Origin of the sequence: Mesorhizobium sp. M1312, from assembly GCF_040318115.1 — a bacterium.
Lineage (GTDB): Bacteria > Pseudomonadota > Alphaproteobacteria > Rhizobiales > Rhizobiaceae > Mesorhizobium.
This window is the reverse complement of sequence record NZ_JAMYLQ010000002.1, coordinates 229,552-255,220: the sequence shown is the minus strand read 5'-3', so window position 1 is coordinate 255,220 and position 25,669 is coordinate 229,552. Positions and strand designations below refer to the sequence as shown.

At 65.0% G+C, this 25,669-nt stretch carries 24 protein-coding genes, 1 tRNA gene and 1 pseudogene; 7 read left to right on the top strand and 19 right to left on the bottom strand.

Annotated elements, in window-relative coordinates:
• Positions 1-6: 6 nt before the first annotated feature.
• Both ilvC and NKH36_RS03925 read left to right on the top strand, forming a co-directional pair.
• Complete coding sequence (ilvC, locus tag NKH36_RS03930) at positions 7-1,026, top strand: ketol-acid reductoisomerase (protein WP_352960204.1); 1,020 nt, start codon at positions 7-9, stop codon at positions 1,024-1,026.
• A gap of 182 nt (positions 1,027-1,208) precedes the next feature.
• Positions 1,209-2,141 carry a DUF3592 domain-containing protein gene (locus NKH36_RS03925; protein ID WP_502911968.1) on the top strand — a complete coding sequence of 311 codons (933 nt, stop codon included), beginning with the start codon at positions 1,209-1,211 and terminating at the stop codon, positions 2,139-2,141.
• Positions 2,142-2,194: 53 nt separating this feature from the next.
• Here NKH36_RS03925 and NKH36_RS03920 read toward each other — a convergent pair whose 3' ends face one another.
• Both NKH36_RS03920 and NKH36_RS03915 read right to left on the bottom strand, forming a co-directional pair.
• Entirely contained in the window at positions 2,195-2,479 is a 285-nt protein-coding gene (locus NKH36_RS03920) for a PilZ domain-containing protein (protein ID WP_352960200.1), read from the bottom strand.
• A 183-nt stretch (positions 2,480-2,662) separates the two neighbouring features.
• Positions 2,663-3,235, bottom strand: coding sequence for a BA14K family protein (locus NKH36_RS03915; protein WP_352960198.1), 573 nt, complete (start codon positions 3,233-3,235; stop codon positions 2,663-2,665).
• A 159-nt stretch (positions 3,236-3,394) separates the two neighbouring features.
• Here NKH36_RS03915 and NKH36_RS03910 point away from each other — a divergent pair, with 159 nt between their 5' ends.
• Both NKH36_RS03910 and NKH36_RS03905 read left to right on the top strand, forming a co-directional pair.
• Positions 3,395-4,507 carry an endonuclease/exonuclease/phosphatase family protein gene (locus NKH36_RS03910; RefSeq protein ID WP_352960641.1) on the top strand — a complete coding sequence of 371 codons (1,113 nt, stop codon included), beginning with the start codon at positions 3,395-3,397 and terminating at the stop codon, positions 4,505-4,507.
• 10 nt (positions 4,508-4,517) lie between these two features.
• Entirely contained in the window at positions 4,518-5,234 is a 717-nt protein-coding gene (locus NKH36_RS03905) for a hypothetical protein (protein ID WP_352960196.1), read from the top strand.
• Between the two features lie 86 nt (positions 5,235-5,320).
• Here NKH36_RS03905 and NKH36_RS03900 read toward each other — a convergent pair whose 3' ends face one another.
• The 4 genes from NKH36_RS03900 to NKH36_RS03885 form a co-directional block, all read right to left on the bottom strand.
• Positions 5,321-5,563, bottom strand: a complete 243-nt coding sequence (locus NKH36_RS03900; RefSeq protein WP_352960194.1) for a hypothetical protein — start codon at positions 5,561-5,563, stop codon at positions 5,321-5,323.
• A gap of 121 nt (positions 5,564-5,684) precedes the next feature.
• Positions 5,685-6,902, bottom strand: a complete 1,218-nt coding sequence (locus NKH36_RS03895; RefSeq protein ID WP_352960192.1) for an ABC transporter permease — start codon at positions 6,900-6,902, stop codon at positions 5,685-5,687.
• A gap of 2 nt (positions 6,903-6,904) precedes the next feature.
• Positions 6,905-7,609, bottom strand: coding sequence for an ABC transporter ATP-binding protein (locus NKH36_RS03890; RefSeq protein WP_502911955.1), 705 nt, complete (start codon positions 7,607-7,609; stop codon positions 6,905-6,907).
• 4 nt (positions 7,610-7,613) lie between these two features.
• Complete coding sequence (locus tag NKH36_RS03885) at positions 7,614-8,906, bottom strand: efflux RND transporter periplasmic adaptor subunit (protein WP_352960190.1); 1,293 nt, start codon at positions 8,904-8,906, stop codon at positions 7,614-7,616.
• 112 nt (positions 8,907-9,018) lie between these two features.
• Here NKH36_RS03885 and NKH36_RS03880 point away from each other — a divergent pair, with 112 nt between their 5' ends.
• Together NKH36_RS03880 and NKH36_RS03875 are read left to right on the top strand one after the other, a co-directional pair.
• Complete coding sequence (locus NKH36_RS03880) at positions 9,019-9,930, top strand: PhzF family phenazine biosynthesis protein (RefSeq protein WP_352960188.1); 912 nt, start codon at positions 9,019-9,021, stop codon at positions 9,928-9,930.
• A gap of 104 nt (positions 9,931-10,034) precedes the next feature.
• Positions 10,035-10,110: transfer RNA gene (locus NKH36_RS03875), tRNA-Lys, on the top strand.
• 55 nt (positions 10,111-10,165) lie between these two features.
• Here the strand turns inward: NKH36_RS03875 and NKH36_RS03870 are convergent.
• The 8 genes and pseudogenes from NKH36_RS03870 to cbiE form a co-directional block, all read right to left on the bottom strand.
• Positions 10,166-11,042: pseudogene (locus NKH36_RS03870) on the bottom strand (transposase).
• Between the two features lie 212 nt (positions 11,043-11,254).
• Positions 11,255-12,265 (bottom strand): nicotinate-nucleotide--dimethylbenzimidazole phosphoribosyltransferase, encoded by a 1,011-nt coding sequence (gene cobT, locus NKH36_RS03865; RefSeq protein WP_352960186.1) that lies wholly within the window; start codon positions 12,263-12,265, stop codon positions 11,255-11,257.
• Positions 12,266-12,288: 23 nt separating this feature from the next.
• Complete coding sequence (locus NKH36_RS03860; RefSeq protein ID WP_352960184.1) at positions 12,289-13,062, bottom strand: adenosylcobinamide-GDP ribazoletransferase; 774 nt, start codon at positions 13,060-13,062, stop codon at positions 12,289-12,291.
• A gap of 63 nt (positions 13,063-13,125) precedes the next feature.
• Positions 13,126-14,436: a cobyrinic acid a,c-diamide synthase CobB gene (locus NKH36_RS03855; RefSeq protein WP_352960182.1), complete on the bottom strand. Its 1,311-nt coding sequence runs from the start codon at positions 14,434-14,436 to the stop codon at positions 13,126-13,128.
• The gene (cobA, locus tag NKH36_RS03850) at positions 14,433-15,251 is read right to left on the bottom strand and encodes a uroporphyrinogen-III C-methyltransferase (protein ID WP_352960180.1); all 819 of its coding nucleotides are present in this window, start codon (positions 15,249-15,251) and stop codon (positions 14,433-14,435) included. The genes NKH36_RS03855 and cobA overlap by 4 nt, the downstream gene beginning before the upstream one ends.
• Complete coding sequence (cobM, locus tag NKH36_RS03845; RefSeq protein WP_352960178.1) at positions 15,248-16,012, bottom strand: precorrin-4 C(11)-methyltransferase; 765 nt, start codon at positions 16,010-16,012, stop codon at positions 15,248-15,250. The genes cobA and cobM overlap by 4 nt, the downstream gene beginning before the upstream one ends.
• Complete coding sequence (locus NKH36_RS03840; protein ID WP_352960176.1) at positions 16,009-16,395, bottom strand: cobalamin biosynthesis protein; 387 nt, start codon at positions 16,393-16,395, stop codon at positions 16,009-16,011. The genes cobM and NKH36_RS03840 overlap by 4 nt, the downstream gene beginning before the upstream one ends.
• Positions 16,392-17,633, bottom strand: coding sequence for a precorrin-6y C5,15-methyltransferase (decarboxylating) subunit CbiE (cbiE, locus tag NKH36_RS03835; RefSeq protein ID WP_352960174.1), 1,242 nt, complete (start codon positions 17,631-17,633; stop codon positions 16,392-16,394). Before cbiE ends, NKH36_RS03840 begins: the two co-directional genes overlap by 4 nt.
• Before the next feature lies 1 nt (position 17,634).
• Here cbiE and NKH36_RS03830 point away from each other — a divergent pair, with 1 nt between their 5' ends.
• A complete protein-coding gene (locus tag NKH36_RS03830) occupies positions 17,635-18,417 on the top strand; it encodes a cobalt-precorrin-6A reductase (RefSeq protein ID WP_352960172.1) in 783 nt (260 codons plus the stop codon).
• Here the strand turns inward: NKH36_RS03830 and NKH36_RS03825 are convergent.
• The 5 genes from NKH36_RS03825 to NKH36_RS03805 are packed head-to-tail and all read right to left on the bottom strand — an operon-like array spanning position 18,381 to position 25,663.
• A complete protein-coding gene (locus NKH36_RS03825) occupies positions 18,381-19,145 on the bottom strand; it encodes a precorrin-3B C(17)-methyltransferase (RefSeq protein WP_352960170.1) in 765 nt (254 codons plus the stop codon). The two genes, NKH36_RS03830 and NKH36_RS03825, sit on opposite strands and share 37 nt — an antisense overlap.
• Entirely contained in the window at positions 19,142-19,903 is a 762-nt protein-coding gene (locus NKH36_RS03820) for a precorrin-2 C(20)-methyltransferase (protein ID WP_352960168.1), read from the bottom strand. The genes NKH36_RS03825 and NKH36_RS03820 overlap by 4 nt, the downstream gene beginning before the upstream one ends.
• Positions 19,900-20,532 carry a precorrin-8X methylmutase gene (locus tag NKH36_RS03815; protein WP_352960166.1) on the bottom strand — a complete coding sequence of 211 codons (633 nt, stop codon included), beginning with the start codon at positions 20,530-20,532 and terminating at the stop codon, positions 19,900-19,902. Before NKH36_RS03815 ends, NKH36_RS03820 begins: the two co-directional genes overlap by 4 nt.
• A 2-nt stretch (positions 20,533-20,534) precedes the next feature.
• The gene (cobG, locus tag NKH36_RS03810) at positions 20,535-22,034 is read right to left on the bottom strand and encodes a precorrin-3B synthase (RefSeq protein WP_502911954.1); all 1,500 of its coding nucleotides are present in this window, start codon (positions 22,032-22,034) and stop codon (positions 20,535-20,537) included.
• Positions 22,031-25,663 (bottom strand): cobaltochelatase subunit CobN, encoded by a 3,633-nt coding sequence (locus tag NKH36_RS03805; RefSeq protein ID WP_352960165.1) that lies wholly within the window; start codon positions 25,661-25,663, stop codon positions 22,031-22,033. The genes cobG and NKH36_RS03805 overlap by 4 nt, the downstream gene beginning before the upstream one ends.
• Between the last annotated feature and the right edge of the window lie 6 nt (positions 25,664-25,669).

The following is a 25,669-nucleotide window of genomic DNA, read 5'->3' as shown; positions in this document are numbered from 1 at the left end:
AGAAAAATGCGTGTCTATTACGATCGCGACGCCGATCTCAACCTGATCAAGGGCAAGAAGGTAGCCATCATCGGCTATGGCAGCCAGGGCCGGGCGCATGCGCTCAACCTCAAGGATTCCGGCGTCAAGGATATCGCCATCGGCCTCAAGGCCGGCTCGGCGACCACTCAGAAGGTCGAGGCCGACGGGCTCAAGGTGATGAGCGTGGCGGAAGCCGCCAAATGGGCCGACCTGATGATGATGGCGACGCCGGACGAGCTGCAGGCCGACATCTACAAATCCGAGATCGCACCGAACATCCGCGATGGCGCGGCGATTGCCTTCGCCCACGGCCTCAACGTGCACTTTGGCCTGATCGAGCCGAAGGCCTCGGTCGACGTCGTCATGATCGCGCCGAAGGGGCCCGGTCACACGGTGCGCGGCGAATACCAGAAGGGCGGCGGCGTGCCGTGCCTGGTCGCGGTCAACCAGGATGCTTCGGGCAACGCGCTCGATCTCGCTCTGTCCTATGCCTGCGGCGTCGGCGGCGGCCGTTCGGGCATCATCGAGACCAATTTCCGCGAGGAATGCGAGACCGATCTGTTCGGCGAGCAGGTTGTGCTGTGCGGTGGCCTGGTCGAGCTGATCCGAGCCGGTTTCGAGACGCTGGTGGAAGCCGGCTACGCGCCGGAGATGGCCTATTTCGAGTGCCTGCACGAGGTCAAGCTGATCGTCGACCTGATCTACGAAGGCGGTATCGCCAACATGAATTACTCGATCTCGAACACCGCCGAATGGGGCGAATACGTTTCCGGCCCGCGTATCATCACCGCCGACACCAAGGCCGAGATGAAGCGCGTCCTGAAGGATATCCAGACCGGCAAGTTCACCTCGGAATGGATGCAGGAATACCGTGCCGGCATGTCGCGCTTCAAGGGCATCCGCCGCAACAACGACAGCCACCAGATCGAGGAAGTCGGCGCCAAGCTGCGCGCGATGATGCCGTGGATCTCGAAGAACAAATTGGTCGACAAGGCCAAGAACTGATCCGCAATTTCATCTTTGCGTTAGAAGAGCCGGCGGAGCGATCCGCCGGCTCTTCGGCGAAGGCGGCAGGCGAGTTGTTCTCACCATCGTGGTATGAGTGCGCTGGGCAGGGCACGCTTCGCCGAGGGGATACTTTGGAACTCAAATTTCTTTTGGTCGGGTTCGCCTGCGTGGTCGCCGGCATGCTGAGCGTTGTTACGCTGTTGAAATGGAGAGAGGTGAGAGCGGTCAGTCGCTGGTTTCCGACTCCTGGAAAGATCCTCTCGTCGCGAGTGGAGGCTCGCGAGGTGACCAGTTCGGGATCCGGCTCGCAACGCAGAGGTTCAACCGAGACCCGAAGCTTCCCGGCGATCATCTACGAGTACAAGGTCGGCGGGAAAACGTTCCGCAGTTCCCGCTACAGCGTGCAGGAGAATGTCGGAAACTTCGCCGTTCCCGAAACCCTTGCGCGATTTCCGAAGGGAGCCGACGTAACCGTTTTTTACGACCCTTCCGATCCGGCCAAGGCCGTGATCGAGCGCACCATGCCCGACGGCGCCCTCAAGTTCATGATCCAGATTTCGGCGGGGCTGGTGATTGGAGCCATGGTGTTGGTGTTCTCCGTCGGCGGCATCCTGGAGGCGATCGGGCCGCATTTGCCCAAGCCGCAGAACCTCGGCGCTGGGGTCCTGCTGCTTGTCATGGGACTGTTTACCCTGCGCATGGGCTTTGCCCAGAAGTCGCTCGCGGAACAGGCAGCCAGATGGCCTGTCACCACGGGACGCATCGACGCTTCGGCCCTGCAGAAATTCCAGATCCGCGACAGGTTGAAGGGTGGTGGGTACCGGCCTTGGCGAACCGTCTTCAAATCCCGCGTCGTCTACAGCTATAGCGTCGCCGACCAGCGCTATGCCGCCGACCGCGTCGCTTTCGACTCGAACGTGACGGCCTCGCTGCCAGGCCTCGTCAGCGGTCGATCGCAGCGCTACCTCCAGGGCAGCAAGGTCGAGGTCCACTACGATCCCGCCAATCCCGCTGCGGCCGTTCTCGAATGCAGGGTGCGAGGGCTTTGGATCCTGTGGGCCTCCGCCTCTGCCTTCCTTGCCGGGGCCGCACTGCTCGTCGGGGTATTCTAGGAGATTCTCTCTCCTAACTTCGTCGACTGGTTAGAGGGCGCCGTTCAGGGGATTCAGCCGTAGTGCCAGTGGGGCTTTGGCTCCGTGCCGGTGAACATGATGCCGATGCGGTCCTCGCGGCGCCAGCGGACGACTGCCTTGTAGGCGATGCCGTCGGTCGGCACATAGAGCAGGAATTGGTCGGGCACGCGTGCGTCGATCGAGACCTTCAGTTCGGCGCCGCCGTCATGCATGTTGCGCACAGTGCACGTGACCTCGGAATTGGCCATGCCGGTCAGGATCGTCGCACCCTTGAAGACGCGCTGCCTGCGTTTGTCCCTGTGTTCGTCTTCAGACATCGCGCGCCCAACCCCGGCGATCATCGCATTTCATGTGGTGCGATCGGCAAGGTAATTAGGCCCGCCTGATAAACATAGCGTTATCATCGCTCAGAAAAGGGCGGAAACAGCCTCAGAAGAAGTGGCCAGATGAAAACGGCGCTGCGAGGCGCGGCGCCGTTTGGAGTTCATCAGTCGCTCTGCTCAGCTGTAAGGCGACCAGCACTGCTGGCGCGGACCCCCGTAGGGCTGGAACGTGTTGTCCCAGGGGCGATACGACCGGTAGCGGTCGTAGCACCAGCGGACATGGGCGCTGGAAAGTCCCCGCGTGCGATACTGACGCCGAGGCGGGTAATAGCGCGGCTCATAGTAGCTCGGCCCGCTGTAATAGTTGTAGGCGGGCAGCCCGAGACCCAGGCCGAAAAAGACCGCGGAATCGTTGAAATGACGGCGATGATGACGACGATGGCGCCAGCGCCAGTCGTCGTTGTCGCCACGCCATCTCCAGGCTTCGTTGCGACCGCGCCATCTCCGATGATCACCGCCGCCCCGCCACTCCCGGGCGCCGTGCCGATTGCGCCAGCGCCATTCGCTCCGCCTGTCGTTGCCGCCGGCCCAACTCTCGCGGACCGGCACAATCTCGGGGGCGACGGCGTTGGCCGGCACCGGCAGCACGGGTTTGGCAATTGGGCCGGCGAGCGAGGGGGCCGACAGGCCGGCCACAAGACCCAGCGCCAGCAGCCCGGATCGGACAGAAAAAGAAAAGAGCGGTTTCATTGCACTCTCCAAGAGATTTCAGGCCCCACGCCCGGCGAGGAAGAATGTCATTCATGGAACTTCGCGCCTGAACGGAGGATGAACGGAAAGGTTTCGTCAACCATGACGGGCAGGGCAGGCCCTTGTTTTCGAGCGCGCATGTGGGCAAAGGTCACCGCCATGTCGCTGCGCCTCGCCACCTTCAATGTCGAAAACCTGATGAACAGGTTCGATTTTTCCGGATACCGCAACCAGCTCCATGAAGATCGCACGCTGGCGCTGTTCGATATCCAGAGCGAGGCCGAATACAAGATGCTGGAGCAGGCGCGGGCGATCGCGCAATCCGACGATACGCGGCAATTGACGGCACTGGCCATCGCGGCCACCCGCGCCGACATCATCTGCATGCAGGAGGTCGACAATATCGAGGCACTGAAGGCTTTCGAACACGGCTATCTGTTCAAGATGGTCGGGCATGGCTACCGCCAGAAATACACCACCGCCGGCAACGATTCGCGCGGCATCGACGTCGCCGTGATGATGCGCAACGAGACCGCGCAGGGCCAGCCGATCGAATTCGTGCGCATGACAAGCCACGCTTATGTCACGTTCGAGCAATTCGGCCTTTACACGCCGGAACTGGCAGCGCTTGGGCACCAGGCCAACCACCGCATCTTTCGGCGCGACTGCCTGGAAATCGACCTGGCTGTCGGCGGCGTGCCGCTGACACTCTATCTGGTGCACTTCAAGTCGATGGGATCGCCCCGCAACGGTCTGGACGGCCGCCAGGCGACAATGCCGCTGCGCATGGCCGAGGCGCAAGCGGTGCGCCTGATCATCGAGGAGCGTTTCGGCGGGGATCACGCCGCCGATAAAAGCTGGGCGATCTGCGGCGACATGAACGATTATCGGCAGCGCGTGAAGATCTCCGGCGACGTCTTTGACGGCTACCGCTTCGAGGTGATCGATGAGAGCCAGTCCTGCCTCAACGTGCTCACCGCCGGCGGCTTTTGTGAGAATGCGGTCGAGCGACGCCCGGAGATGGACCGTTGGACCTTATACCATACGCGCGGACCGCAAGAGCGGCATCTGTGCCAGCTCGACTACATCCTGTTGTCGAAGGCGCTGGCAGCCAGGAACGCGACAGCCGTTCCCGACATCATCCGCAACGGCCAGCCCTGGCGCACGATATTTCCGGCGGGCCAAGAGGTGGAGCGCTTTCCGCGTGCCGGCTGGGACCGGCCGAAGGCATCGGACCACTGCCCGGTGGCGATCACTCTGGATATGGCCTGAGGGCGCTCCGTTGAGCTTCGACCTGCCGCGCAACATCATCCTTCCGGTCGACGCCGTCGACGTCAGGCTCGACCCCAACCCGCATCCGTTCGAACGCGATAAGGTGCAAGCGATCGCCGAGAATTGGCAGCGCGAGACCGCAGCCAACCCGGCGTTGTTCGACGGCACCGTGGTGCTGCTTTCGGCGCTCAGCTATCGCGATAACCGCCTCGTAGGCCGCTGCCATGCGGTGCGCTACTCGACCTTCATGCTTTGGCGCGGCAATCGCCAGGTGGCGGGGGCCGAGCACGCTTATGCTCATGCCATGCTGGTCGCCGGCGACAATGCGCTGGTGGCGATCCGCATGGCGTCGCACACGGTCAATGCCGGCCGCGTCTACTTCGCCGCCGGCTCGTTCGAGCCAACCGATTTCCGCGACGGGCTTGTCGATGTCGACTTCAACATGATCCGCGAGGTGCGGGAAGAAACCGGCCTCAATCTTGCCGGCGCGACACGCGGCAGGCGCTACTATGCCCTGTCGACGGCAACCGGCACGGTGATCTTTCGCCGCTATCGCGAGACGGCATCCGCCGACGAGGTCGCGCAGCGCATCAGTGCCTTTGTCGCCACCGAGGCAAAGCCGGAAATCGACGGGCCTATCATCATCCGCAATGCCGATGACCTGCCGGACGGGCTGATGCCGCACATGAAGCCCCTGATCGAGTGGCATTTTGCCGGCAAGGACTAAGGCATCGCCCGAAAATCGAAATCGATTTTTCGGAAAGCACGATGCGTTACAGCGTACTTTGTGCGTCCAAGTGGACGCACGTCGCTCTAACGACGCATTTTGTTTTCGATGGTTTTGCGGTCGTTGCGGGCGGCGACGAAAAACAGCATGACGCCGATACCCAAAAGCGCACCCATCGCCGTTCCCATCGTCTGACCGACGATCTGCTGGAAATCGGCGGTGACATGATCGGGGTTGGCCATGCCATAGCTGGCCAAATACCACCAAAGCCCCGCTAACGCGGCCTCGATGATCAACGTCACCAAAGCCACTCGCTCTTTCTTGCTCATCCCACTATTCCCCCATATCCCCAAGGCGATTGCTATCACCGGGGATTGTTTCGCGACAGGGGGAGGGCGACGGCAGCGTCAAGATTTTGGGGGACATCTGAAGGCACGCACGCTCCGCCGGCTATTCATGCCTCAGCGCGTCGATCGGATCGAGCCGCGCGCCACGCAGCGCCGGGAAGAAACCGAACACCATGCCGATCAGCGCCGAGAAGCCGACGGCGAGCAGGATCACCGCCGGGCTTGGCGCGAACGGGATGGCCAGCGTCAGCGAGGCGAGGCCGGCAAGCGCCAGGCCGATCAGGATGCCGATGATGCCGCCGAGCAGCGACAGCACGGTCGCCTCGACCAGGAACTGGATGAGGATGTGCTTTTCATGCGCGCCGATGGCCAGCCGGATGCCGATCTCGCGGGTGCGCTCGGTGACCGACACCAGCATGATGTTCATGATGCCGATGCCGCCGACCAACAGGCTGACACCGGCGACCGCTCCCAGCATGCCAGTCATCGTCGTGGTGGCGCTCGCCATGGCGTCGGCGATCTGGGTCATGTCGCGTATCGAGAAATCGTCTTCGCGGTTGGGCGTGATGCGGCGTGTGTCGCGCAAAATGTCGTCAACGCGTGGCAGCAACTCGGTGGTCGGTGTCCGGTCGTCGGCGGCGATGTAGATCGAGTCGATGTCGCGGTTGCCGGCGATGCGGCGCTGGTAAGCGGCGAGCGGCATCAGCACGACATTGTCCTGGTCCTGGCCGAAGCCGGTATAGCCCTTCGGCTCGAGCAGGCCGATGATCTTGCACGAGCTACGGTTGACGCGAATGATCTCGCCTTCGGGGTCGCCAGCGCCGAAGAACTGCTGGCGCACGGTCTCGCCGATCAGGCAAACGCCGGTACCCGAGCGGATTTCCGAATCGCTGAACGGGCGGCCCGAAACCAGCTTCCAGTCGCGCGCGTCGAGATACGCGCTGTCGGTGCCGGTGACACCCGACGTCAGGCTTTCGGTGCCGAAGATGACGCGGACCTGCTTTTGCGAGGCAGGCGAGATGGCGCGGGCGCCGCTGAGGTGTGTGACGAGCGCGGCAAGCTCCTTGCTGCCGAGCGGACGTGTGGCCTGGTCGAGCCCTCCCGGTCCGCCGGGTCCGGCAGGGCGGCCGGGACGAACAACGAGCAAATTGCTGCCCAGCTTGGAGATATCGGCCTTGACCTTCTCGGTGGTGCCCGAGCCGATGGTGAGCATCGCGATGACGGCGGCGACACCGATGACGATGCCGAGCAGCGTTAGGAACGAGCGCAGCACGTTGCGGCGGACCGAAAGCAGCGAGAGGCGGACGGTTTCCCAGATCATGGTTACACCACCTCGAGATTCATCGCGTCGGAGGCGACATGGCCATCAAGGAAGCGAACAGTACGCTCGGCATAACCGGCGACGTCGGCCTCGTGCGTGACCATGGCGATGGTGAGGCGAAGCTCGGTGTTCAGCCGCGTCAGGAGTTCCATGATCTCGTGAGTGCGGGCGGTGTCGAGATTGCCGGTCGGCTCGTCGGCGACGAGCAGGGTTGGCCTGGTGACGATGGCGCGCGCGATCGCCACGCGCTGCTGCTGGCCGCCGGAAAGCTCGGCCGGCGTGTGGTGCTCGCGGCCGACAAGGCCGACCTCGGCCAGCGCCTTCATGGCGAGGTCGTGACGCTCGCGGGCGGCGACGCGGCGATAGATCAGCGGCAGTTCGACATTCTCCACCGCAGTGGTACGCGGCAGGAGATTGTAGCCCTGGAAGACGAAGCCGACATAGAGATTGCGCAGCATAGCGCGGCGGTTGCGGTCGAGACGGCCAGCATCGATGCCCATGAAGCTGTAGGTTCCGGTCGTCGGCGTGTCGAGGCAGCCGATGATGTTCATCGCCGTTGACTTGCCCGAGCCGGACGGTCCCATGATGGCGACGAATTCGCCGCTGCGGATAGCAAGGTCGACGCCAGCCAGCGCATGGACCGTGGCCTCGCCCTGGCCATAGCTTTTCCAGACCTTGTCGAAGGTGATGAGCAGCGAGCCTGACATGATTTCAGCTCCGCTGCTGCGCTGCGGTGATGACTTGCGCACCTTCTGCAAGACCGGAGGTGATCTCGGTCAGTTCGCCGTCGGTGGAGCCGATCTTGACGTTGACCGGCCGGGGCCGGCCATTCTCCAGCACGTAGAGGGTGCGCGAGCCGTCCGTGGGCTGCGCCGTCGCCTGGCGCTGGCGGTTGCCGCCTGGGCGGCCTATACGGCCCGTGAACAGGTCGCTCAGGCTCCACCCGCGGGCGGCTGTTTGCGCCGGCCGGTAACGGAAAGCCGTCGACGGTACGGTGAGCACGCCTTTTGCCTCCCTGGTGACGACCGATACGGTGGCAGTCATGCCGGGCCGCAACAGAAGCTCGTTATTGTCGACCTCGAATCGCGCGTCGTAGGTGACGACGCCGTCGGTGGTGACGGAAGCATAGGAAATGTCGCGGATCTCGGCGTCGAACGGCCGTTCCGGAAAGGCGTCGACGGTGAAGCGCGCATGCTGGCCGAGCTTGACCGCGCCGATATCGGCCTCGTCGACCGCTGCCTTCAACTCCATGTTTCTGAGGTCGGCGGCGATGACGAACAGCACCGGCGCCTGCAGCGAGGAGGCAACCGTCTGGCCGGGATCGACCGAGCGCGTTAGAACGATGCCGTCGATGGGCGCATAGATGGAGCTCTTGGCGAAGTCCGTCTGCTGCGCCTTGAGATCGGCATTGGCGATGGCAAGATTGGCTTTGGCGCTGTCGAGCGTTGCCTTGGAGCGGTCGCGCGTCGCTGTCGCCGCTTCAAGCGACTGGTCCGTCGCCATGCCGCGCTTGGTGAGCGCCGCCGCGCGCACAAGCGCCTTTTCGTTTTCGGTGAGGGTTACGGTGGCGGTCTCGACATTGGCGGCCGCCGCCTTGGCGGAAGCCTCGGCGCGCTCGATCTGCACCTCCAGCTTGGCGGTGTCGAGCGCCGCCAGCACATCGCCCTTCTTCACCTGCTGGTTCTCGTTGACCGCGACCGAGCGAACGACGCCGGAGAGTTCGCTCGAAATGTCGACCTGGGTGAGGGGCTGTAGCGTGCCGGTGGCCGATACCTCGACGGTGAGGTCGCCGACAGCCGCCGGCACTGTGGTATAGTCGATCTTGGTTGGAGACCCGGCATACCACTGGTAGCCGGCGAGGCTTGCGGCGATGGCGACCAGCACGAGCAGGCCATAAAGCCAGCCGCGCCGGCGCTTCTTCTTCAGGCCCAGGTGGTCAAGTCCGAGTGCCGTCTCTATTTCGGAAGTGGATTCCGTCTTTGGCAGATTGACAATCTGGTCCACGCCGGACCCCTATAAACAGTGATGATCCCATCAGTGCACAGATCAGGCCTAATGGTTCAAATATCAAATTAAATTTCGCCCATGTTGGGATTGAGGCAGAAGGCTTTCTACAATGCTGACCAGGAATTACTTACTCTATGACGTGTTCACCACCGAGCGGCTGGCCGGCAATCCGCTGGCCGTCGTGCTTGACAGCAAGGGGCTGGACACGGCCGCGATGCAGGCCACCGCACGCGAGTTCAACCTGTCGGAAACCGTTTTCGTGCTGCCGCCTGATAATCCCAAGCACCGCGCCCGCATCCGCATCTTCACGCCCGATTATGAGATGCCGTTCGCTGGCCATCCGACTGTCGGTTCCGCGATCGCGCTTGCCGAAATGGCTGGCGATGGCGACACCGCCGGCATCTTCGTCCTGGAGGAGAATATCGGCCCGGTGCGCTGCGCCGTCAGTAAGCACGATGGCGTCACCTTTGCCGAGTTCGACCTGGCCAAACTGCCGGAGCCACTGGAACTTGTCGCGGACCCGGAGGCGATCGGCGCAGCACTTGGGCTCGGACCGCACGAAATCGGCTTCGAAAACCACCGCGTCTCGTTCTGGTCGGCCGGCGTGCCTTATGTGACCGTTCCGGTCGCCGATCTGGAGGCCGCCGCTCGGATAAGGCTGGATAACCAGGCGTGGTCGGAATTAGCACCCCGCAAGAGCGAATGGGCCTTCGCCAGCCCGTATGTCTACTGCCGCGAGACGGTGAACCACGATAGCGCCTTCCACGTCCGCATGATCGTGCCCGGCAGTCCCTCCTATGAAGATCCGGCGACCGGTTCGGCGGCCGCCGCCTTCGCCGGCGCGATCATGCATTTCGACGGCCCGCGAGACGGGGTCTCGCGACTGTGGATCGAGCAAGGGCTGGAGATGGGGCGGCCTTCGCGCATCCGCCTCGAACTGACTGTCGAAGGCGGCAAACTGGCCGCCGCCCGCATCGGCGGCCATGCGGTAAAGGTGGCGGAAGGCAGACTATTCGTCTGATCGTCATCGCCTCAAGGCGATTTGTCGGGAAATGAATCCGGCAGGGCTGGACATGGCGGATGGCGGCGGCTATATGCCCGCCGACGCTGGTTTTACCGGCGAGTGGGTGCGTAGCTCAGTTGGTAGAGCAGCTGACTCTTAATCAGCGGGTCACAGGTTCGATCCCTGTCGCACCCACCAAAGATTTCAGGTTGTGTGCGTCAAGTTCTGCAAAAAGGGGCGGCCATTGTGCTGGTCATGCGGCTTGGCGCAGAGCGAGCTTCTTGTGCTCTCGCAGATCGTCCATGTTGATGTAGCGGTTGGCCTCCATCCAGTTTTCGTTGGTTTCGACGGCCAGCGCCCTGACGAGGCGCAGGCAGCTCTGTGAGTTTGGAAAGATGCGCACGACATAGATGCGGCGTCGGATTTCCTCGTTGAGCCGTTCAAGCATGTTGGTGCTCTTGAGATGCTTGTGGTGCTGGCGTGGCAGACGAAAGAAGGTCAGCGTGTACTCGATGGTCTCCTCCACCCATGTCGTCAGTCGTGGGTAGCGGGCCGACCATTTGGAAAGCCATGCGGCGAGATCGGCCTTGGCCTCGGCGAGATCGCGCCGGTCGTAGAGCCAGCGCAGTTCCTGCAGGCAATCGTCGCCATGCTTTCTCGGCAGGTGATCGAGCGCGTTCCTGAGGAAGTGCACGTAGCAGCGCTGCCATGCCGCTTCCGGGATCACCTCGCCGATCGCCGCGACCAGGCCGGCATGATCATCGGACACGACCAGCTCGACGCCCTTGCGAAACGCCCTGCACATACATCTCCGCAAGCGTCGCCACCAAGGCCCGCTCCGAACGCTGGTAACGCTCGAAAAGCTCGGTGGAGAAGCGGCCGGCCCGGTCCTGCGGAACTCGCAGCTCAAGCTTGCCGACACGGGTGACAAGAGTGCGGCCATAATAACCCGAGCGATAGCCGAGCCGCTCCGGCGTGCGCTCGCCTTTCGAAGCACCCAGAGCCTCGTCCATCTCGGCCTCGAGCACCTCCTGCATCACCGCCCGGATCACTTCGTGCAGACCTTGCGGGTTGGAAAGCAGAATGTCTTTGACGGCGGCGCTGGCAGGCTTACTTTCAGTCTTGGTCATGGTGGCGTTCCTTCGCGGGAATCAGGTGACGTTGAACATCACCAGCCTGCCATGACCGCCCCTCTCAGCGAATTTGCAGAACTCTCGGCACACTACCAGATTTCAAAGATTTAGGTGGAAAGTTCCCCGGAACGGGGTGAGAACGTGAGACGATAAATGCCGTCTCACGCCCCTGTATCGAGCCGTGTCGCCTCTCATGAGTTTGCGAGCATTTACTTCTCCGACACGCCAGCCTCGGCAAAGCTTGCCATGCGGGCATGGCATTCGAGCGCCGAGCGGACGATGTTGACGGCGAGGCAGGCGCCGGAGCCTTCGCCGAGCCGCATGCCGAGATCGAGCAGCGGCGGCAGGCCGAGCGCCTCGAGCAAGCGGCGGTGGCCGGATTCGGCCGAGACATGCGCGGCGAGCGCGTGGGCGAGGCCGGCAGGGTGCAATTTCGCCAAAGGTGCGGCGGCAGCGGTGCAGACGAAGCCGTCGAGCAGCACCGGTACGCCTAAATGGCGCGCGGCCAGCGTCGCGCCAAAGATGGCGGCGAGTTCGCGCCCGCCAAGGGCTGCTGCGATCTTGAGCGGGTCGGCAAGCGCCTCGGCGTGGCGCTTGAGGCCAGCCTCAATGGCGGTGATCTTGCGCACTAGGCCGGCATCGTCGACGCCGGTGCCGCGCCCGGTCCATTTTTCCGCGCCGCTGCCAAACAGGGAGGCCGAAATGGCAGCCGCCGGCGTGGTATTGCCGATGCCCATTTCACCGAAACAGACGAGGTCGAGGTCTTTCGTAACCGCACCGTAGCCGGCCGCAACGGCGGCGAGGAAGGCTTCGTCGTCCATCGCCGGCATTTGCGTGAAATCGCCGGTCGGATGCTCAAGATCGAGCGGAATGACGTCGAGATCCGCACCGGCGATGCGGGCGAGCTGGTTGATTGCGGCGCCGCCGCCGGCAAAATTCGCCACCATTTGTACGGTGACCTCCGACGGGAAGGCGGACACGCCCTGTGCGGTGATGCCGTGGTTGCCGGCAAAGACGAAGACTTTGACGCGGTCGAGCTGCGGCATGTCGCGGCCCTGCCAGCGGGCAAGCCAGGCGACGATGGTTTCCAGCCGGCCAAGACTGCCTTGCGGCTTGGTCAGCGTGTCCTGGCGACGGGCGACAGTATTTGCCGCGGCGTCGCTGCCGGCAGACAGATCGAGGCAGGCCGCGCGCAATTCATCAAGCGATTTGAAAGACATGGGGAAAAGTCTCCGAAATAGAGTCAGGAAAGGGAAACGGAAGCGACGAGCAGGATTGCGATCTCGCCAAACTGCTGCAGCGCGCCGACCGTATCGCCGGTCTGGCCGCCGATCTGGCTGAGGCACAGCATACGGAAGGCGGCAAACACCAGGCAGAGCAGGATGAATGCGGCGACCGCGCCACCCAACCCTAGCGTCAGCAGCACCACGGAGCCGAGCGCGGCGCCGGCAATGGCGGTTTCGGCCGACACGGTCCCTGCTTCGGCCGAGAGACCGTCGCTGCGCGCCGGCGGCAGCAGATGCATGAAAGCGCCGAACAAGCCGCGCGAAGCGGCATGCGCGGCAATGAGAGCGGCGAAAACCTGGACCGGGCCGGTGAATTCCGAAATCACGCTCCAGCGGATCAGCAGCGAGAGGCCGAGCGCGCAAGCGCCATAGGCGCCGATGCGGCTGTCGCGCATGATCTCCAGTTTCCTGTCGCGCGTCTTGCCGCCGCCAAAACCATCGGCGACATCCGAAAGTCCATCCTCATGCATGCAGCCGGTGGTGAGCAAGGTTGCGGCCAGGGCAAGTGCCGCTGCCGGGCCGGCGGCAAGGCCGAGCCATATGCCCACAGCGTAGGCGAGCGCGCCGATGACCGCGACGGCAAGGCCGGTGACGGGCGCCGACCAGATCGCGGCAGCAAGGCTGCGGTCTCGAAAATCGACGACCGGCAGCGGCAGCCGGGTGAAGAAGACGAGGCAGAGCGCGATGTCGTCGAGGATTTGCCGAGGCGAGAGGGTCTGGAGTTTGAGCATGATCTATTCCGAAAACCGGTTCCCACTTTTCGCTGACGCGGATCTCCGGTTCGGGATCATGCTCTAGCCTCTCGCAATGGCGTGGAAGAACGTGCCGCTGACATGGCCGCGGCGGTAACCGGAGGCGCCGAGCGGATTGCCCTGGCCGTCAGAGAGGTCGGCCAGCGGCTCGTCATTGCCGGTCGCGGTCATCTGCGCATAGTGGAATTCGTGGCCACGGATCAGCGTGCCCTGGGCTCCGAGGGGGCAACCGGCGCGCAGCCGCGCCTCGCGATAGCCGAGATTCATCTTTCGCTTGGCAAAACTAGTCGAGTGACCGAGCAGGCCGAGCATCCTGTGCGTCTCTCCCGAGGCATCCTCCAGCACTTCGCCCAGCACCATGAAGCCGCCGCACTCGCCATGCACCGGCCGCGTTGCCGAAAACGCCTCAATGCCGGCCCTGAAATTTGCAGCCGCAGCCAGGCGGCCGGCGTGAAGCTCAGGATAGCCGCCGGGCAGCCAGCAGACATCGCAATTGTCGCTGGGCGCCTCGTCGGCGAGTGGCGAGAAACGGACAATCTCCGCCCCGGCCTTGCGCCAATGCGTCGCGACATGCGGATAGAGAAAGGTGAAGGCGGCATCCTCGGCCAGCGCGATGCGCTGGCCGGGCGGCGGCAGCGCGTCGCTGAAGCTGCCCGGCGCAGGTTCAAATGGCGCCGCCAGCGCCATGATGGCGTCGAGATCGAGCGACCGTTCGACCATGTCGGCCAGTCGGTCGAGATGGACCATCAAATTCTCATATTCGCCGGCCTGAACGAGGCCGAGATGGCGCTCCGGCAGGTTGAGCGAGGGATCACGCAGGATCGCACCGACCACCGGCAGGCCGAACGCCTCGATGGCATCGCTGCAAAGCCGCCGGTGACGCTCGCTGCCCAGCCGGTTGAGCACGACGCCGGCCATGCGCACATCAGGATCATATGTAGCAAAACCCTTGGCGACGGCCGCCGCCGTGGTCGACTGCCCGGAAACGTCGAGCACCAGCAGCACCGGCAGGCCGTAGAGCCGGGCAAGATCTGCGGCCGAGCCGGTGCGGCCCACAGCAGCGGGAATCCCGTCGAACAAGCCCATCGCGCTTTCGAGGAAGATGAAATCGGCATCTTCAGTCGCGTCACCTGCCAGCGCGTTGAGCAAGGCGGGCGGCATTGCCCAACTGTCGAGATTGACGCCGGAAAGGCCTGTCGCGGCGGTGTGGAAGCCGGGGTCGATATAGTCGGGGCCGGACTTGGCGCCGCGCACTTTCAGGCCGCGCCTGGCGAGCGCGCGCAGGATCCCGATGGTGACGCTGGTCTTGCCCGAACCCGAGCGCGGCGCGCCGATGATGATCGCGCGGGTCATGGCTCGCCCGCCAATGCCGCGCGCATCGCGACGATGCCGCCGACGACGATCAGCGCCGGTGAGGTCAACCCGGCTGCAGCCGCTTCCTCGGCAATGGTGGCGAGCGTGGCGACGACGATGCGTTCCTGCGGCGTCGTTGCGGCAACGATCACTGCAGCAGGCGTGGAAGGCGGCAGGCCGCCCTCGAGCAGCGAGGCTGATATCAGCGGCAGATTGGCCATGCCCATATAGACGACGACCGGTTGGCCTGTGCGGGCGATTGCCGCCCAGTCGAGATCGTCATCGGTGCCGGCGGCGTGGCCGGTGGCCAGGATCACCGCCTTGTTGATGCCGCGCATGGTGGCCGGGATACCGGCGCCGGCAAGCGCGCTGAGGCCCGAAGTCAGGCCGGACAGGACGCGGAACGGGATGTTTTCGCGGGCGAGCGCAAGCGCCTCTTCGCCGCCGCGACCGAAAATATAGGGGTCGCCACCCTTCAGCCTGACGACGCGGCGGCCTTCTCGCGCCAGCCGAACCAGCAGAGCGGTGATGTCGTCCTGTTTCATCGACGGCTGGCCGCCTCGCTTGCCGACGTAGAAAAGCTCCGGGGCCTCAGCGACAGCGACAACATCGGGCGAGACCAGCGCGTCGTAGACGAGCGCGTCGCACTGCCCAAGCGCGGCCAGCACTTCCAGCGTCAGGCAGCCGGGATCGCCAGGGCCGGCGCCGGCCAGCCAGACATGGCCCGGCTCCAGCTGGCGCGGCTTGAAATTCAGCCGGGCCAAAGCCTGTTCGATCGTCGCGTTTCCACCTCTGTTTCCGGTGCTGTCGTTCACAATCCGTCCCGCCCGCGAAAACGCCGCTGGTAGTGGGCGTCGTAAAGTGAACTCTCGCCAAAGCCTTCCGCTGCCAGCGAGCGGCCGACGAAGATGATAGCCGTGCGCTCCATCGGATCGGCGGCCAATTGCGCCTCGATGGTGGCCAGTGTGCCGATCAGCACGCGCTCGTCCGGCCAGGAAGCACGGAAGACGACCGCCACCGGGCAATCGGCGCCATAGAATGGGGTCAACTCGGCGACGATACGGTCGATGGCGTGGATGGCAAGATGAATGGCCAGCGTCGCGCCGGTGCGGCCGAAACCGGCCAGGGTTTCGCCGGGCGGCATTTTTGAGGCACGGCCGGAGATGCGGGTCAGCACCAGGCTTTGCGCGACTTCGGGAATGGTCAGTTCGCGACGCAGCGCTGCCGCGGCGGCTGCGAAAGAGGGCACACCCGGCGTCAACGTATAGGCGATGCCGTGCTTCTCCAGCCGGCGGATCTGCTCGGCGACAGCGCTCCACACTGACAGGTCGCCGGAATGCAGGCGGGAGACATCGTGGCCGGCCTGGTGGGCGGCCACATATTCCGCTTCGATCTCGTCGAGCGACATCGGCGCGGTGTCGATCAATTTCGTGCCGGGCGCGCAGTGCTGCAACAGTTCCGGGGCGACGATCGAGCCGGCATAGAGGCAGACCGGGCAGCTTGCCAGCAGTCTGCTGCCGCGCAAGGTGATTAGGTCGGCCGCGCCCGGTCCGGCGCCGATGAAGTGGACGGTCATGCCGCGTCTCCGCTGATGGCGATGGCGCAGGTGACCGGGCCGAGCACGATGCGCGGCCCAAGCAGTTTCGCGCCTTTTCCGGCGGCGGCAAGCGCGGAGGCTTCGGAAACCGATGGCGTGCCGGCATGTTCCTGCGACAGACTCGAGCGGCTGATTGCACGCGAAGACGCGGCACTGAGCGCATCGTCCTCGACAACGATCACTGGCAGGGCGAGTTCGCGCCCCGCCGAGAAGATTGCCTGCTCGTCGTGCTTCAGAGAAGCGGTGGCGAGCGCCGAAAGCGCCGTCATCGCCAGCCCATGCGCTTCCAGCGCTGTTTCTATCGCCGCAAGAACGCCTTGCACATCCACGCCTTTGCGGCTGCCGATGCCCGCGATCATCATGGCTTGACCCAGCTCCATTGGGTGACCGGCATAGCCGGCCGCCATGCCTGCATCGAACCAACCGGTGAAGCACGGGATATAGAGATGCGGGTGAGATCGCCGCCGAGCGCGGCGTGACGGGCGAGAAGCAGCGCCTCCATCTCCAGCGTCACCGCGTTTGCGACCAGCCGGCCGCCAACACGCAGGGCCTTGATGGCCGCGCCCAGCACGCCGGTATCGCTGCCGCCACCGCCGATGAAGATCGTGTCCGGCGTCTCCAATCCGGCGAGCGCCTGCGGTGCCGAACCCTCGACGACGGCAAGACCGGGCACGCCGCAATGTGAAGCGTTGCGGTGGATGCGGGCGGCGCGGGTTGGATCGGCCTCGATGGCAATGGCGCGCATCGTGGGATGGGCCAGCATCCATTCAATGCCAATTGAGCCCGAGCCGGCGCCAATGTCCCACAGCAATTCGCCGCGCCTGGGGGCGAGGGCGGACAGGGTGATGGCGCGCACTTCGCGCTTGGTGATCTGGCCGTCATGCTCGAACAAATCGTCGGCAAGGCCCGACGTCAGCGGCAGGATGCGTGCCTCTGAAGTCGAGTCAACCTCGGTGGCCAGCACGTTGAGCGGGTTGATCTTTTCGAGGTCGAAGGCGTCGGCTCGAACAGAACGCAGCCTTTCGTTCGGGCCGCCCAGCGCCTCCAGAATGGTCAGCCGCGAGGCACCGAAGTCGAATTCGGTCAGCAGCCGCGCAATCGCTGCTGGTGCATCGCCGTCCGACGTCAGCGCAAGGATGCGGGTGCCCGGATGCAGCAGCGGCCGGATCAGGTCGATCGAGCGGCCGTGCAGCGAAATGGTCTCGATATCCTGCAGCGCCCAACCGAGGCGGGCGGCGGACAGCGACATGGCCGAAGGGGCGGGAATCACCTGCATCTCTTGGGAAGGAATCTTGCGAGCAAGGGTGACGCCGACGCCATTGAAGAACGGATCGCCCGAAGCCAGCACGCAGACGCGCCTGCCGGAAAGCGCCAGCACGTCGCGCATCTCGGAATCGAAAGGGGCCGGCCAAGGCCGTGCTTCACCTTTGCTGAGCGACGCGACGAGGGCAAGGTGACGCTTGCCGCCGAAGACGAATTCGGCCTCGGCGATCAACCGCTTGGCCTCTTCGCCGAGACCCGCTACACCGTCCTCGCCGATGCCGATCACTGTCAGCCATTTCCAGGTGCATCTGGTGCCGCGCGGACCTTCAGCAGGCATGATGACCCACCGCATTCTGATACTCGGCGGAACGACCGAAGCCCGGCAACTGGCGGGAAAGCTGGCCGCGCGCCCGGATGTGTCGCTCACGCTGTCGCTGGCCGGCCGCACCGAAAATCCTGTCGCGCAAGACGTGCCCACCCGTACGGGTGGTTTCGGCGGCGCCGATGGGCTGGCGGCGTATCTCCGCGAGAACCAGATCGATCTGCTGATCGACGCCACACACCCCTATGCGGCACTGATCTCCGCCAACGCGGCGGAGGCGGCGGGCAACACCGGCGTGCTGATCGTTGCGCTCAGGCGCCCCGGCTGGGAGCCTGTCGAACGCGACCGGTGGACACTGGTCGACAGTGTTGCCAGCGCAGTGACGGCGCTGGGGTCGGCTCCACGCCGCGTTTTCCTGGCGCTCGGTCGGCAGGAGGTCGCTACCTTCGAGGCCGCCCCTCAACATCACTATCTTATCCGCAGCGTCGATCCGGTCGAGCCAAGACTCGCTGTACCCGACGCGACCTATCTCTTGGCGCGCGGGCCGTTCCGGGAAGCGGACGAACATGCGCTGCTTCGCGACCACCACGTCGATGTCGTCGTGTCCAAGAACAGTGGCGGCGAGGCGACCTACGGCAAGATCGCCGCGGCGCGGGCGCTTGGCATCGAGGTGGTCATGATCCGCAGGCCGACGCTGCCCGATGTCCCTTCGGCGGAAACCGTCGAAGCCCTTGCCGCAATGGTCGATCATTTTCTGGTCAGTCATTTTCTTGGGCCCGCTGCCGAACGCGGCGTGTAGACCAGCGCCGGTTTCTCACCGCGCCTGATGATCCTGGTTTCCGGCGAGCCGATGATGATGCAGGTCGCCATGTCAGCCTTTTCCGCGTCGGCGTCGGCCAGCAAAAACACCTCGATGCGCTCGTCGGGACGGCCGGCGGCACGGCCGAAGACGACCGGCGTGGTGCCGGGCAGGATCGCTGTGAGGCATTCGAAGGCGCGGCCAAGCTGCCAGGGGCGCGCCTTGCTGATCGGATTGTAGAGCGCGATGACGAAGCCGGCGCCCGCCGCCGCCAGCAGCCGCAGCTCGATCAGCTCCCACGGCTTCAGATTGTCGGACAACGAGATGGCGCAGAAGTCATGGCCGAGCGGTGCGCCGATGCGGGCAGCGACCGCGAGCATGGCGGTGATGCCCGGCAGCATCGCAACGTCAACGGCACGCCATTCGGCCGGGCCGGCCTCGATCGCCTCGCAGACGGCCGCCGCCATGGCAAAGACGCCGGGATCGCCGCCCGAGACGACGGCGACATCGTGGCCCTGCGCAGCCTTTGCCAGCGCGTCCTTGGCGCGGGACAGCTCCTCGCGATTGTCCGAGGCAACGCAGGTCTGGTCGGGGCGCAGGTCGAGCCGGTCGAGATAGGGCTTATAGCCATAGAAGAATTTTGCCTCGGCGACGGCGCGGCTCGCCTCTGGCGTCACCTGATCGGCGTTGCCAGGCCCAAGGCCGATGACGATCAGGCGGCCGCTCATGCCCCGCCCTCCACCAATGCTTCGGGGCGGCCGGACCAGCCGGCCACCAGGACGATGGCGAAGTAGGGCGCCTTGTCGTCCTGCTTGTCGGCCAGCCGCATCGAGACGCCGCCCGGCATGGTGCCGCGCTCGACATAGACGGCACGCGTTAGCTTGTCGGTCGCCTCCAGCGCGCGCCTGATCTTGGGCAGGTTGCGGCCGACCTTCATGATGACTGCAGCATCGGTATCGGCGAGCCGTCGCGTCAGCTCGAATTCGCTCATCGTGCCGGGCAGCACGGTCAATACATCGTCGCCCTGGACGATCGGCAGGCCGGTCGCCGACCAGCAGCCGGACATGGCGGTGACGCCGGGAATGACCTCGGTCGGGAAGCGGTGTGCCAGCCTGACATGCAGATGCATGTAGGAGCCGTAGAACAGCGGGTCGCCTTCCGACAGCACCGCGACCATCCTGCCGGCGCTGAGGTGCTTGGCGACTTTTTCGGCCGACTTTTCGTAGAAATCCGCTATCTGCGACCGGTAATCGCTGTGCTCCTTGTCGATTTCGGTGGTCACGGGATAGAGCAGCGGCAACTCTATCAAATCGGGACGAAAATGCGCGCCGACGATGGCGCGCGCATTGCTGTTGTTGCCGCGCTTGGCGAAATGCGCGACCACGTCGGCCTCGGCCAGCGCGCGCACGGCCTTGAGCGTCAGCAGCTCGGGGTCGCCGGGACCGGTGCCGACGCCAACAAGCCTGCCTTTTGCGATCGCGTTCACAGGCCCGGCCTCGCCAATGCGTTGAGGGCGGCGGCGGTCATGGCGCTGCCGCCCTGCCTGCCGCGCACGATCGCATAGGGAATGCCGTAGGAATTCTCGGCCAGCGCGTCCTTTGATTCGGCGGCACCGACGAAACCGACCGGCATGCCGATGATGACAGACGGTTTCGGCGCACCGTCGCGCAGTTTCTCCAGCAGGTAGAAAAGTGCTGTCGGCGCATTGCCGATGGCGACGACCGAACCGGCCATGCGCTCGCCCCACAGGTCGATGGCTGCGGCCGAACGGGTGTTGCCGATCTTTTTCGCTATGTCGGACGTCCGCGGGTCGCGCAGCGTGCAGATCACCTCGTTACCGGCCGGCAGCCGGGCGCGGGTGACGCCGTGCGAGACCATCTCGGCATCGCAGAAGATCGGCGCGCCGGCCGCCAGTGCCGCGCGCGCGGCGGCGACAAAATCTTCGGAAAAAACAAAGTTCTGCGCGGCCTCGACCTGGCCGCAGGCGTGGATCATGCGGATGGCAACATCGGCTTCGGCATCGGAAAACCGCGACAGGTCGGCCTCGGCGAGAATGATGGCGAAGGAGCGCTCATAGATCGCCGTGCCGTCATGGATGTAGTCATAGGCGGGCATGTTCATTCCTGTCGGTAGAGTTCGGTGACACCGGCCGCGCCAAGCCTTGCCAGGCAGGTGGCGGTGGTCTCGCCTCGAAGTCGTGCGCGGCGGATCGCTGCGGCAACGCGGCCAACGCCGCGCGCGGCGTCATAGCTTGGGCTGTATCCGGCAGGAAGGGCCTTTGCCGTCCCGTCCACGACAAGTCCGGCTCCGTTATCGCCGCCGACCAGCGTCAGTGCCGCCGGGCCGGGATGGGCGCAGCCCTTGGCGCAACCGGAAATGTGCAGGGTGAACGACGAATCGAGAATGTCGAGGTTTTCGGCCGCGATGGTCTCGGCGACGTCGCGCGTCGCGATCAGGCCGGAGGCGCAGGCGGGAGCACCCGGGCATGCGGCGATTTTCGTGCGCGGATCGGCTGCGTCGGTGACGAAGCCGAGGGTGGCGGCGGCTTGCTGAAGTGAGTGGCAGGCGATCGGCGAAAGGCCGATGAAAAGCAGCGCGCGGCCCGGCGCCAAGCGGATTTCGGTCGCGCCGAAGGCGAGGGCGTGTTGCGTGAGCTCGATGAGTTTTTGCGCGGGCATGCTGCCGAAGGGTAGGCCGATGCCAAGGGCGACCGTGTCGCTGGCGAGAGGAAAGAGGCCGATCGGCGAAGGTATTGGTTCAGACAATTTGAGAGGCGCGCATTCCTGCGCACCCTCCTCTGTCCTGCCGGACATCTCCCCCGCAAGGGGGGAGATCGGCAGTTCGGACGCCGCCACTCGTCCTGCAACGCCAGTGGTTGGCGAAAGCGGTGATGAGAGCTCAATCTCCCCCCTCGCGGGGGAGATGTCCGGAAGGACAGAGGGGGGTGGGACGGAGTGCCAACTGGCGAGAGATGTGAGCTGTCTCTCCGTCAAATTCCTTGCATGGGCTTCGCGACCTTTTTCGGCAACCATCCTTAGAATCGCGACGGCGATATCCCGGGCAGCATCTTCCTCGACTATGAGGAGTAGCGACGCATTTTTTCTGTCGCCGCCAACGGCTACCAGCCAACGGACGCCCGCGTCGGTTCTGATCGCAGCCAGCCGCACATCGGCTGTCACCACATCCATAGCCAACTGTCCACCTCCGTCGACGATCACCGAAACCTTCGGGCCAAGGCGTGGCGGAAGGCCTGCTTCCTCGATCGCTGCACGAATGCGTTCGGCTAATGGGCGCGGGTCAGCAACTTCTTCCGGATCCAGCCCCGCCAGCGGTCCGTGCTCCACCGCCACGCCGGTGCGCACGGCGATGCCGAGAGTGTCGACCTCCATCGCCAGCAGCTGCGCGCTCGCCGGCGTCAGCCCGCGTATCTGCAAGCTGCCGCGGGCGGTCACTTCCATGATGCCGTTGCCGTGCCGCAAGGCCGATTCACCGAGTCCGATCAAGGATTTCGACGAGAGTCCTCCAGCGACCGGGTTGAGCCGCACCAGAAGACCGTCGCCGGTCTCCATCGGCGCGGACAGAGCGGGGCAGGCGCCGCGTCGGGAGAAGGCGTTCATGCCGCCACCCCCTGGGCTTCGGCGATCAAGGCGGCGAGATCGTCGTCGATGGAATTGCGCAGCGGGTGCCACAGACCGCGCCGCCGTGCCGACAATAAGCGCTCGGCGATGACTTTCGCGGCGGAAGGATTTTCGCGCAGGATGAAGGCGCGAACCAGGGGGTCGCCGAGATAGGCGTCGTGCACGGCCTCGATCAGCGTGCCAGATATGGCATGGGTGGTCTCGGCGAAACCGACCAGTCGGTCGACTGTCTCGGCGAATTCCGAGGCGCCGCGCGGGCCGTGCCGCATCTGGCCGGCAATGAAGCGCGGATTGACGGCACGCGCGCGCACGACCCGGGACACGGCGTCACTGATCGAACGCGGCTTCGGCTTTTGCGGGTCCGTGGTGTCGAGGACGATCACGTCGGCGTTCTTGCCGAGTGCCGCAAGCGCCGCTGAAAAACCGCCGATGAAGGCGACGTCGGCGGAACCTTCCAAAATGTCGCGGCCGGGATCGTCGCCGGTGTGGACGAGAAGGTCGGCCTCGGCAACGCGGCCCTCGAAAGCGCCGGGCGCCAAAATACCTTCGCCCTCAGCGCCGCCATAGGCATGCGAGGTGGCCTCGAGATAGGCGCGGCCGATCTCTTCGCGCGCGGCCCAGTCGCCGCTCGACAGCAAATCCTCGACGCCGGCGCCGTAGGTGCCGGGCGAGGTGCCGAAAATGCGCGGGCTGATCTTCCCGTCGGCCTGGGTCTTGGCTGCGAGCGGGTTTTCGGAAGCGTCCTCGTCGCGGGCGGCGACGGCGTTGGCGGCCGCATCGATCAGCGCGATCTGGGTCGGGAACATGTCACGGAACAGGCCTGAAATGCGCCAGGTGACATCGACGCGCGGCCGGCCAAGGGTGGCTGGCGGCAGCACCTCGATGCCGGTGACGCGGCCGGTGGCGGAATCCCATTGCGGCCGGCAGCCCATCAGCGCCAGCCCTTGCGCGATCTCTTCGCCGCCGGTGCGCAGCGAGGCCGAGCCCCACAGGTCGATGACCAGCGAGCGCGGCCAGTCGCCATGCGATTGCATGTAGCTGCGCAAGACCTCGTCGGAGGCCGCCCTGCCGAGATCGAAGGATGTCGGCGTTGGCAGGGTGCGCGGGTCTGATGTGAACAGGTTGCGGCCGGTCGGCAGGACATCGCGCCGGCCACGCGCCGGCGCGCCGGCAGGACCTGCAGCGACATGGCGGCCGTCGAGGGCCGCGATCAGCGCAGACTTCTCCGCCGCCGCACTTTGCTGGCGCAGCGGATCGGTTTCGCCCTCGGGCGAGCGGCCATAGATGTGCAGGCCGTCCTTGACGGCGAAATCCTTGAGGTCGCAGAGCCAGGCGTCGATGCGGCGCAGCGCTTCATCGGGTGCGTCGGTTCCGGCGACGCCGGCTTCGGAGGCGAGGCCGGTCTTTTGCGCGGTTTCGACGATCAGCTTCGCCAGGCGGTCGCGGCGGCGGCGGTCGAGCCCGTCAGCCTGGGCATATTCGTCGACCAGCCGTTCAAGCTGGTGCTGGTTCTCGTCCAGCCCGGCGCCGGTCAGCGGCGGCGGCAAATGACCGAGAGTGACGGCGGCAATGCGCCGCTTGGCCTGTGCTGCCTCGCCAGGGTTGGAGACGATGAAGGGATAGATGACGGGCAGGGGGCCGGTGACGATCTCGGGGAAACAGGTTTCGCTGAGTGCAACGGTTTTTCCGGGCAGCCATTCCAGTGTGCCGTGGGCGCCGATATGGATGAGGGCATGGACGCCGACTGTCTTGCGCAGCCAGAGGCCGAAGGCGATCAGCGCATGACGGGGTGGCAATGTCGGGTCGTGGTAGTCGGCGCGGCGGTCGACTGAGCGCCCGCGATCGGGCGCGACGGCCACGGTGATGTTGCCGAAGGTCGCGGCGCGGAAGGGGAATTTTGCCGCGGTAAGCGCTTGAACACCCCCCTCTGTCCTGCCGGACATCTCCCCCGCAAGGGGGGAGATTGCGCGGTCGTCTCTGCCTTCGCCAACTACTAAGGGTGTTAAGAGAGAGCCGTTGTTGAAGCTGCCAATCTCCCCCCTTGCGGGGGAGATGTCCGGCAGGACAGAGGGGGGTGCCTGGCGCAGACCTGTCTCATCTTCCGCATTCCCCCAAGCCGCCTCTACCGCAGCGATTGCAGCCGTCGGCAATTCCGTGGAGAAGGCCAGATAGTCCTCCAGCCCCAACCCTTCGCCACCACGCTCTAACTCATCCAGCAACGCGCGCGGCGTTTGCGGATTCCCTTCAACGGTGTAGCCCTGTTCGCTCAAGTCGTGCAGCATTGCCAGCACGCTGGACGGCACGTCGAGGCCGACGGCGTAGCCGGTGCGGCCGGGGGCGCTCGGATAGTCGGGGATCAGGATGGCCAGCTTGCGTTCCGCGCGCGGCGTACGCTGCAGGCGGATGAAGGCTTGGACACGGTTCGCCACCTGCGCCACCCTATCTGGCTCCGGCCGGTTGGCGAAGGCGCGGAAGGCCAGTGCGGCGTCGGTTTCGACCTCGCCCTTGAAGGAGATGGCGCCGGCAAGGATGCGGCCGTCGAGCTCGGGCAGGACGACGTGCATGGCGAGGTCGGCGGGCGCGAGGCCACGCTGATTGTTTTGCCAGATGTCACGGCGTGTCGTCGCGACGATGACCTGGAATACCGGCACACCCGCACGGTCGAACAGGGTTTCGACACCGGGCTCGGCGCCGGAGGCGAACGCCGTGGCCGTGATGATGGCGGCAGGGTTTAGCGCGGCAAGCGCGGTTTCGACAAAGGCGAGCGATGCCGGGTCTTTGAGGCTCGAGACGAAGATCGGCACGGGGGCCATACCGCGCTGCCGCAGGGCTTCAAAAAGGGAGTCGATGGGCGCGACATCGGCGGCGAGCAACATCGAGCGGTAGAAGAGAATTGGCACGACATCACCCTCCCCCTCGAGGGGAGGGTGGCCCGCAGGGCCGGGTGGGGTCGTTGCGGCAGTGCTCGACGTTTTTTGCTGTTGGCGCGCTTCACAGGCGACCCCACCCCCGGCCTGCCGCCGGACCCTCCCCTCAAGGGGGAGGGGGACGGCACCGCGTCCCGGCTGATAGTAGCCCGCTTTCAGCACGCTGACAGGTTCAGCGAGCGCCACACCTGATCCGGCGAGACTTGCCAGCCTCTGCACCAATGCCGTCATATTCTCCGGGCCGCCCTCGCGAAAATAATCGAGCAGGCCCTCGAGTTCCTCGCGCGGCAGCGTCGAGCATTCGATCAGCCGCAGATCCTCGTCGCGGCATTCGCCGGGCAGCAGCGCCAGTTTTATGCCGCGTGCGCGGGCGGTCGAGGCGAGCTGGTCGCAGCCGTAGCGCCACCAGTCGTAACCGCCGAGGATGCGCACCAAAATAACCCTCGCGTGCCGGGCGACGCTGTCGATCCACAGGTCGACGGACATCGGATGGCGCAGATCGCGCAAAGCCGCCAGCCGCATCGACGGCAAGCGATCCGCGTCCGCCGTCCACGCCGCCGCCAGCCCGGCCAGATCGCTGTCGGTGAAGGACAGCGCCACGACATCCGCAGGCGTCTGCCTGAGGTCAACAGGCTCGGCGAGATCGTCGAGCGAGGCGGATGTTGTGGTGAGGATGTGCATCGCGGC